This is a genomic window from Thalassolituus sp. UBA2590, from assembly GCF_002339775.1.
Taxonomy (GTDB): Bacteria; Pseudomonadota; Gammaproteobacteria; order Pseudomonadales; family Oceanobacteraceae; genus Thalassolituus.
Genome location: NZ_DDKU01000012.1, coordinates 1 through 7,815 on the forward strand (window position 1 = coordinate 1; position 7,815 = coordinate 7,815).

8 protein-coding genes and 1 pseudogene are annotated in these 7,815 nt (G+C 51.9%); 6 read left to right on the forward strand and 3 right to left on the reverse strand.

Features of this window, described 5'->3' with window-relative positions:
• From B2067_RS01000 to gorA, 5 genes are all read left to right on the forward strand, one after another.
• A partial coding sequence (locus B2067_RS01000) for a type II secretion system protein GspJ (RefSeq protein ID WP_301387208.1) occupies window positions 1-671 on the forward strand: 671 nt, incomplete at its 5' end.
• Window positions 664-1,653 carry a type II secretion system minor pseudopilin GspK gene (gene gspK, locus B2067_RS01005; RefSeq protein WP_301387209.1) on the forward strand — a complete coding sequence of 330 codons (990 nt, stop codon included), beginning with the start codon at window positions 664-666 and terminating at the stop codon, window positions 1,651-1,653. The genes B2067_RS01000 and gspK, both read left to right, overlap by 8 nt.
• 22 nt (window positions 1,654-1,675) lie before the next feature.
• Window positions 1,676-2,860: a type II secretion system protein GspL gene (gspL, locus tag B2067_RS01010; protein WP_297533558.1), complete on the forward strand. Its 1,185-nt coding sequence runs from the start codon at window positions 1,676-1,678 to the stop codon at window positions 2,858-2,860.
• The gene (locus tag B2067_RS01015) at window positions 2,857-3,375 is read left to right on the forward strand and encodes a type II secretion system protein M (RefSeq protein ID WP_297533560.1); all 519 of its coding nucleotides are present in this window, start codon (window positions 2,857-2,859) and stop codon (window positions 3,373-3,375) included. Before gspL ends, B2067_RS01015 begins: the two co-directional genes overlap by 4 nt.
• 121 nt (window positions 3,376-3,496) lie before the next feature.
• Window positions 3,497-4,855, forward strand: a complete 1,359-nt coding sequence (gorA, locus tag B2067_RS01020; protein ID WP_301387210.1) for a glutathione-disulfide reductase — start codon at window positions 3,497-3,499, stop codon at window positions 4,853-4,855.
• 126 nt (window positions 4,856-4,981) lie between these two features.
• On the opposite strand, the gene B2067_RS01025 is transcribed toward gorA, so the two are convergent.
• Window positions 4,982-6,241, reverse strand: a complete 1,260-nt coding sequence (locus B2067_RS01025) for a DNA-binding protein (RefSeq protein WP_245820078.1) — start codon at window positions 6,239-6,241, stop codon at window positions 4,982-4,984.
• Here B2067_RS01025 and B2067_RS01030 point away from each other — a divergent pair.
• Complete coding sequence (locus B2067_RS01030; protein ID WP_035458165.1) at window positions 6,236-7,264, forward strand: site-specific integrase; 1,029 nt, start codon at window positions 6,236-6,238, stop codon at window positions 7,262-7,264. The two genes, B2067_RS01025 and B2067_RS01030, sit on opposite strands and share 6 nt — an antisense overlap.
• 12 nt (window positions 7,265-7,276) lie before the next feature.
• Here the strand turns inward: B2067_RS01030 and B2067_RS01035 are convergent, their stop codons facing one another.
• Both B2067_RS01035 and B2067_RS01040 read right to left on the reverse strand, forming a co-directional pair.
• Complete coding sequence (locus B2067_RS01035; RefSeq protein WP_068435069.1) at window positions 7,277-7,603, reverse strand: YnfA family protein; 327 nt, start codon at window positions 7,601-7,603, stop codon at window positions 7,277-7,279.
• Between the two features lie 14 nt (window positions 7,604-7,617).
• Window positions 7,618-7,815, reverse strand: a pseudogene (locus B2067_RS01040) (cation transporter); the annotation flags it as partial.

Consider the following 7,815-nt stretch of genomic DNA (forward strand, 5'->3'; position numbering starts at 1 on the left):
TGGTTGCTGTCGCCATATCTGCAACCGTCGGCATTGCAGCTGTGCAGCTTCTCAGCAACATGTCAGGTGTAAATAAAGCATCTATTGAGAAGGCCGATGATCTGGCTGCTCTTCAGCGACTGAACCAGGTAATGGGTCGCGATCTGGGCCAATACATCAATCGCTCAATACGCGACGAGTACGGAGACACTATCCCAGCACTCATGGTCGGTTCGGGTGATTACCCAATAGAGTTGACGATTGCAGGCTGGAGAAACAATCCGGTGACAGAAGACCCGAGAGCCACTCTGCAACGCATAGCCTATCGGAGCGAAGACATTTTTTCTGAGCCCTGCGAACCCGCACTGGAGAGAATTGCGTACGAGCAGGGCCTGGATCCGGATGATGCTGACGTTGAGGGCGAGTGTCTGGTTCGTTATTACTGGAAAGTCCTCGACCGCGGCGATGTGTCAGATCCACTGTCTCAAGTCGTTTACGACCTGATCGAAGACGTTCGGTTCGAAGCCGTTGTGGCGACACCGTCCACCACCGACATTCCAGAACTCAACTCCGTCGATTACTGGCCCCCGGTCACAGAGGTAGAAGACGCTCGCATCGCTGCGATCAAGGTGTTCTACACGGCGCCCGGGTATGGAGAAATAATGCGACAGTGGCCGGTCAGTCATGAATAGTTATCCTACTCTGCGATCCGGCCAGGGCGGTATGGTACTGCTGATGGTGCTCCTTATATTCTCGGTTGTTGCCATCCTTGCGACCTCAATGATTGAGCGGCAGGCGATTGATATTGAACGCTCTCAGACTCTTTTTACCCAACAACAGGCGCGCCTGTACGCGCTGGGTGCAGAGTCGGCAACGCGCACCGGTCTGTTTATGGACTGGGAGGCCGATAGCGAAATTGACCACGCAGCCGAAGAGTGGAACATCGAAAGGACGTTTCCGCTTGATCCGGGCGTGATCACCATCCGAATACAGGATGCGCAAGGGCGGTTTAACCTCAACAGTCTTCTGCCGGGCGGCAATGCCACTGTTTACGAACAGCGCTTCCGCAACCTGCTGAGCCTCCTGGGTCTTGAGGTAAACATCGCCAGCGACTGGACCAAGTGGCTGAATCAGGAAAGCAACGTCGACAGTAAGTACCTGTCGATGGACCCCGGCTACAGGCCCGCTTACCAGGCCTGTAGCCATAGCAGTGAGCTAATGCTTATTGAAGGCGTTGATCTGGATGTCTACGCCAAGCTTGAGCCCTATATAACGTGTTTGCCTGCAGCGGTTCAGCTCAACGTAAATACAGCGCCTGATTTTGTTCTTGCTGCACTGGACAGTCGCCTGACGTTAACTGATGCGGAACAGATCATTGCAGGGCGAGGCGGCGAAGGTTACCGGAGTGTTCAGGATTTTCTGGGGTCCGCTCCGGTCAGCAACCTCCGTACAGAGTCGCCAGCTGATGATGGAACAGGCAGGCAGGATGCGGTGACTCCGTTAGTTGAAACTGATTTCTCTGTCACTACAGAGTATTTTGAGATGTTCGCACGTATTGATCTTAACGGTCGCATAGGTACTGTAGAGGCCTTGATACGGCGAAATATAGCCGATGGTAAGATGGATACCATCAGAAGAGATTTTTCACGCCGGGCTGCACGCGAAGCCTGGTGATATGCACGCGTAAGAGTGACCGATGAATAGCAAAAATAACCGGGTTGAGTGGGCTGCAGATCAAGGTATCTGGCTAATCACAGAAACCGCAGGCAACCCACCACGTAACCTTGAAGACTGGGCGGAAGAGCAGGCGGAGATGAGCAGCGTCTCGCTGGTGCTTTCTGCGACCAACTATGCAACGCACTGGGTGTCATTACCTGGAGTCAAGGGGCGCCACCTGAATCGTGCACTGCCTTTCGCTCTTGAGGAAGTATTGATCAGAGACGTCAGCGACTACACCGTCGTGCCTGGTGGTAGCCTGGGTGGTAAGCATAAAGCCTATGTCGTGGAATCTGATCTGGTCGATCGATTGATCGAATTGCTGGCAATTCACCATTTGCGTTTAAGTGCTCTGCATCCTGAAACCGCAGGATATGCCGGAAGCCAGATCGTACGCTCAAAGTCAGGATGGATTGTCAGTCTCGAGGGTGTGTTCGAAGGCTGGGTTCCAGATGCTGCTCTGCCAGCCGTACTTGAGGGCGTCAGCGATAAAGTCCAGGGTGAAGAACTCACTATCAGCGCATCCTCTATGGATGAGGGCAATCTGCTCAAGACCACCATATCAAGCGGCTACCCAGATTCCTTTGACAGCATCTCTGTCAGCACATCCAAGCCAGAAACCAAAGAGAACGCGATATCTCTTCTTCAGGGTAAGGCAGCCAGCGCCGGACGTGAGAAGAAGCCTGCGCCATGGTGGACAGGCATTGCCAGCTTCGCAGCGATCTTCGCTGTATTCGCGTGTGGTTTTCTTATTGTCGACAACCACCGTACCGCTGAACAGATTGATATGGTTTCAAACAGCAGTCAGAAACTTTATAAGCAATGGTTCCCGGGAGAGTCCACTAGCAATTACGAATCGCGCTTCAGACGAAAATTACGCAGTGATGGTGACGCAACGGACAGTGCGGGCTTTGATAGTTTGATGGGTAATGTTGCAGCCGCATGGGCAGGCCTGGATCAGAGCAAAGGCAGCATATCCATTCAGAGCATTCGTTACTCTGAGCGGATTGGAGAGTTTTTAATCGATATAGATGCACAGCAGCAGTCTGACCTACAGGCATTTAAGGCGGCTATCGAGGCACGCGGGCTAACGGCTGAAATTTCGTCAGCGAAGGCAGACAAGGACATTGTCAAAGGACGCGTTAAGGTGGGAGGTGCCGCATGAAAGCACTCGACAAATTACGTTCATCATTCGAAAGCGACCCGCGGATTCAGCAGGCAAAGGACTGGTATCACACCCAAACACCTCGCGACCAGCTTATTGTTCGAGGCGTGGCGATCCTGTTTGCTCTTAGCCTGGCATTCCTGATTCTGGTGCTGCCCCTCATACAGCAGAATACTCAGCTCTCGACGACACTGAATGCCAAAATGAGTTTTTACAATACCATGGCTGATAATGCGGGGCGGTTTGCGCAGGGGCGAGGTGCCAGTGCAGCGGCTTCGAACACGCCACTTCTTGCCCTCGTAAGCCAGCAGGCTCGCAAAAGCGGTGTGACACTGACCCGATACGAGCAGGACGGGGATTCTCTACGTGTCTGGGTCGACGGTGCAGCTTTTGATGAGGCGATAACCTGGATGGAAGAACTCGGACGTCAGTTTGGCGTCAGAGCGACACAGGTCAACATTGATCGGATAGGCGATGCTGGCCGCGTAAATATTCGTGCAACCTTTTCTAAGTAGATGCTTCAGAACACAGCTGCCGTTCGGGCGTCTCGCTCTCAGTAGTTACTACTGAGAGGAACACACAGAATGAACCGCTCGAAGTAAGAGCAACCAAGGTATTTAAACAAGGGTACAAAACATGTCTGAACAATATGACCTGGTGGTTATTGGGGCGGGTTCTGGAGGCGTTCGGGCAAGCCGGATGGCTGCTGCAACAGGAGCAAAAGTCGCGGTCATTGAAGATATGTTCCTTGGCGGCACCTGCGTCAATGTCGGGTGTGTGCCTAAGAAGCTGTTTGTCTATGCGAGTCAATTCAAAGGGCATATTGAGCACGCGAGCGGCTTCGGTGTCGATGCCAGTTTCAACGGTTTTGACTGGTCGACACTAAAATCCAATAAAGATAATGAAATCAATCGCTTAAACGGGATATATAAAAATATTCTTGAAGGCCCTGGCGTTGAAATTATTCGCGGGAGGGGTAGGGTTGCCGGTCCGGGAAAGGTCGAAGTTAACGGCAAAATACTCGAGACAAAGAGAATTCTGATCGCTACCGGCGGCTGGCCATTCAAACCGGAGATTCCGGGCGGCGATCTGGCCATGGATTCAAACGACGTCTTCGCCATGGACACGCTGCCAAAGCGCATTGTCGTTGTTGGGGGTGGCTATATCGCCGTCGAGTTCGCCGGTATTTTTAACGGCCTAGGCTGTGATACTCAGTTACTGTATCGTGGTGACCAGATACTTCGGGGCTTTGACAACGAGGTCAGAGGCTTTGTCACACAGGAAGTCGCCAAGGCCGGCGTAAAAATCCGCACCCAGACGGATGTAGAAAGAATCGAAGAAGATGGCGATGAAAAAATCTGTCACCTCTCTGATGGCTCAACACTCCGTTGCGATCTGGTGATGATGGCAACCGGCCGCAAGGCAAAGACGTCAAATCTTGGCCTTGAGGAAGCCGGCGTTGAGCTTCGCAAGAACGGCAGCATCGTCGCCAATGAGCGATTTGAAACCAGCGTACCCGGCATCTTCGCCTTAGGAGATGTGATCGACACACCCGCTCTCACTCCGGTTGCTCTTGAACAGGGCATGATCTTTGTTGACCAGCAGTTCGGAGAAGGTAAACGCACTCTGAATTACGAGCTGATTCCTACGGCGGTATTCTGCCAGCCCAACATCGGTACTGTCGGCGTTTCTGAAGAGGAAGCAGGGGAGCGCTATCCTGGTGATATCGACGTTTACACGTCTGAGTTCCGGGCACTTAAGCATACCCTGAGCGGCTCGTCTGAGCGCACACTCATGAAGCTTGTCGTTAAACGTTCTGAAGACCGTATTCTCGGCGCCCACATGGTTGGCGATGACGCAGGTGAAATCATACAGGGAATCGCGATTGCAATGCAGGCTGGCGCAACTAAATCTCAGTTTGACGCCACCCTGGGCATTCATCCAACCGGAGCGGAAGAGTTTGTAACGATGAGGTCTGTCACCAGAGAGCTTTGATCGTATCCGGGCTTTGTTTATCTCAAGCCCGGCAACCCCAGTCCCGCCTGCTACAACGAAGCCCCCAACCCTTCAAGGGGTTCTGTGGAAGAACCGACAAATTTGACAAGTTTGGCTCTAACACGATCATAGCGAGCCCTGGAGTTGCTTAAACTGCCCCTGGATCATCGCCTTTTCCTGAAGTATTACCTTGTTCTCGTCAGTCAGAAATGCAATCTTGTCCTGGCAGGCTTTTAGTTCGGCTTTGGTGGTCTCCAATACTTGAGCTGACACAGCCAATTCCTTGCTCACATCTGCTTTTTGGGTGGTGATCACTGCCATGTTTTCCGCCATTTGTTCATTTTTATGCTGGGAATCCCGATACTTCGTCACGGCGTCTTCAAGCTCGCGCTTCAGACCCTGGATATCTTCTATCTTTCCGTTTAGCTCCCTGTTTAGCGTTGCATTGGCTTGTTCAAGTTTACCGGCGTTGCTTTGTAACTGTGCATTAGCATCAAATAACTCAGACGCTTTGGACTCGGCTTGGGTGAGCCGGTGTTGCAGATCACGAATCTGATCTTTTAATCCCTGAATAACAGTGCGAAACTGTTCGCGCTCCTGCTGACGGTCTTCCGCTGTGCGCTGCTGATAGTGTTCAAAGTGCTCTCGAATATCCTTGTTTTCCTGCTTGAGTTCAGCAACGCTTCCCTTCAGTTCAGTAGTCCTCGCAATCGCTTCGTCTCGTTGGGACTCGGCTTTAACCAGGCTGATACGCGCACCTTCCAGAAACTTTTTTTCCTCACCTTTTTCTTTGTTTTGCCGCTCAATCTGGCTTTCAAGATCTTGTTGTCGAGCAGTAAGCTGCGCGATTGTGTTTTTGGAATCGGTCAACTCTTTACGAAGCTCGTTATTGAAACCTTCAAATTCCTGACGGGCCTGCTCGATACGATGGTCGGCCATTTGTTGTACCCGCTCATACAGCGACTTTACCACTTCGATTAAGTCGTTCGGTAGCCCGCCGATATCGGCCGCCTCTCCGTTATCTGATCGCCAACGTTTGAGCAGTGGTGCGATGGTGCTTTTGCTGCCGGTTCCGAGGTGTTCACGCACCCGGTCTACAGTAGGTTCTTGGCGCTGACTTTTGATCGCTTCAGCGGCTTTGGCAACGTCGTGGTAAGTGACACCGGCACGGGCCATGTGGATTCCTCTCAGATTATTTAATAACGTATTATGTAACACGTAAAATAACATTATATTGATGTTTTTCAAATACGATTGAATTTCAAATTCTAACCAACGATAATGACCATTATCGTTGGTTATGATAATCAGGCATAATTTTTTCACTTGTAACGCCGGTACATAGCCGCCTTTTGAGCGACCGCGATAGGAATTCGATTCATGCACAGCAAACCACCCAAATTGACCACTGACTTATCATTACGTAATGAGCGATCATATCAGATTGCCCATCGGGAATCCGAAGCGCTGCGTCACTATCTCCAGGCAGCCACCTCTGACAACACGCGCAAAGCGTATCGCTCGGCCATTCGCCAATTCGAAAAATGGGGTGGCCGACTGCCTACCGACAGGGATACTGTCGTGCGCTATCTACTGATCAAAGCTGAATCTCTCAACCCTCGGACACTGGATCTCCACCTGACGGCCATCGGCCAATGGCACTACTACCAGGGAGTCGCTGATCCAGTAAAAGATCCTCTCGTGCGCAAAACGATGGAAGGCATCCGCCGCACTCACGGCCAACCCAAACGCAAAGCCAAGGCGCTGCGCCTGGAGCACATCGCACAGATGGTAAAGCATCTCCAGCAACTACCAGATAGCAAGAAGAAGTATCGGGATATCGCACTGGTGCTAACGGGCTTCTTCGGGGCGTTTCGTCGCAGCGAGTTGCTCGCAATACAAGTCACGGACCTGGTGTGGGAGCCTGAGGGCTTGATCATTCGGCTGCCCCGTTCCAAGACCGATCAGCAAGCTACTGGCTTAGTGCGAGCCCTGCCTTTTGCAGGGAATCCAACCTGTTGTCCAGCCAGAGCAATAAAGCAATGGATGGATACCGCTGATATAGCGATTGGTCCGCTGTTTCGGCCGGTCAATCGCTGGGATCAGGTTCAAGCCAGGCAATTGAATCCTGGGGCAATCAATGATGTGCTCAAAACCCTTGGTAAAGCCTGTCAGTTCGATTTTGTCCCCGAACTGAGCAGTCACAGTTTTCGTCGCGGCCTCTCTACCTCGGCGGCTCGGGAACGCGTGGACTATGAACTGATTAAAAAGCAAGGAGGTTGGAAAAGTGATGCTACCGTTTGGGAGTACATTGAGGAAGGACAGCAGTTCAACAATAACGCGTCAGTCATTCTGATGGAAAAAATGAGTTTGCTGCTGAACGCTGAATCTCCAAAAAAGGGAAAGTAAACAGGATCGAAATCATCTCGGTGCGAACATGATAATGCCCATCCCTACCAGAGTGACGGCCACGCCAACAAAATCCCATAGGTGCGGGCGAATCCCATCCACACCCCATAGCCACAGCATGGCTGTCGAAACATAGACGCCGCCATAGGCGGCATAAACCCGGCCCGCGGTGGTTGGATGAAGAGACAGTAGCCAGGCAAACAGCGCTAGGCTGAACGCTGCCGGCAGCAAAACCCATGCGGATGCCGACTTCTTCAGCCAGAGGTATGGAAGATAACAGCCAACTATTTCCGCAATAGCGGTGATGATGAACAAACCGAGCGTGGAAAGTATGGACATACGAAGTTCTCTTGTTAGTGCTGATCCGTTTGGCTGGGCACGGGTTGATCCCGGCAAGCTTCTTCGGTCAGCTCGATTTCAATCGTGGTGTGAGCCAGCGGGTATTGTTCGAGCGCCATAGCAATGGATTGTTTGATGGCGCAGTATTCGTCAGGACCAAAAACTCCCTCGTGATCCACTACGATATGGGCCGTCAGTACATGCTGTTCACC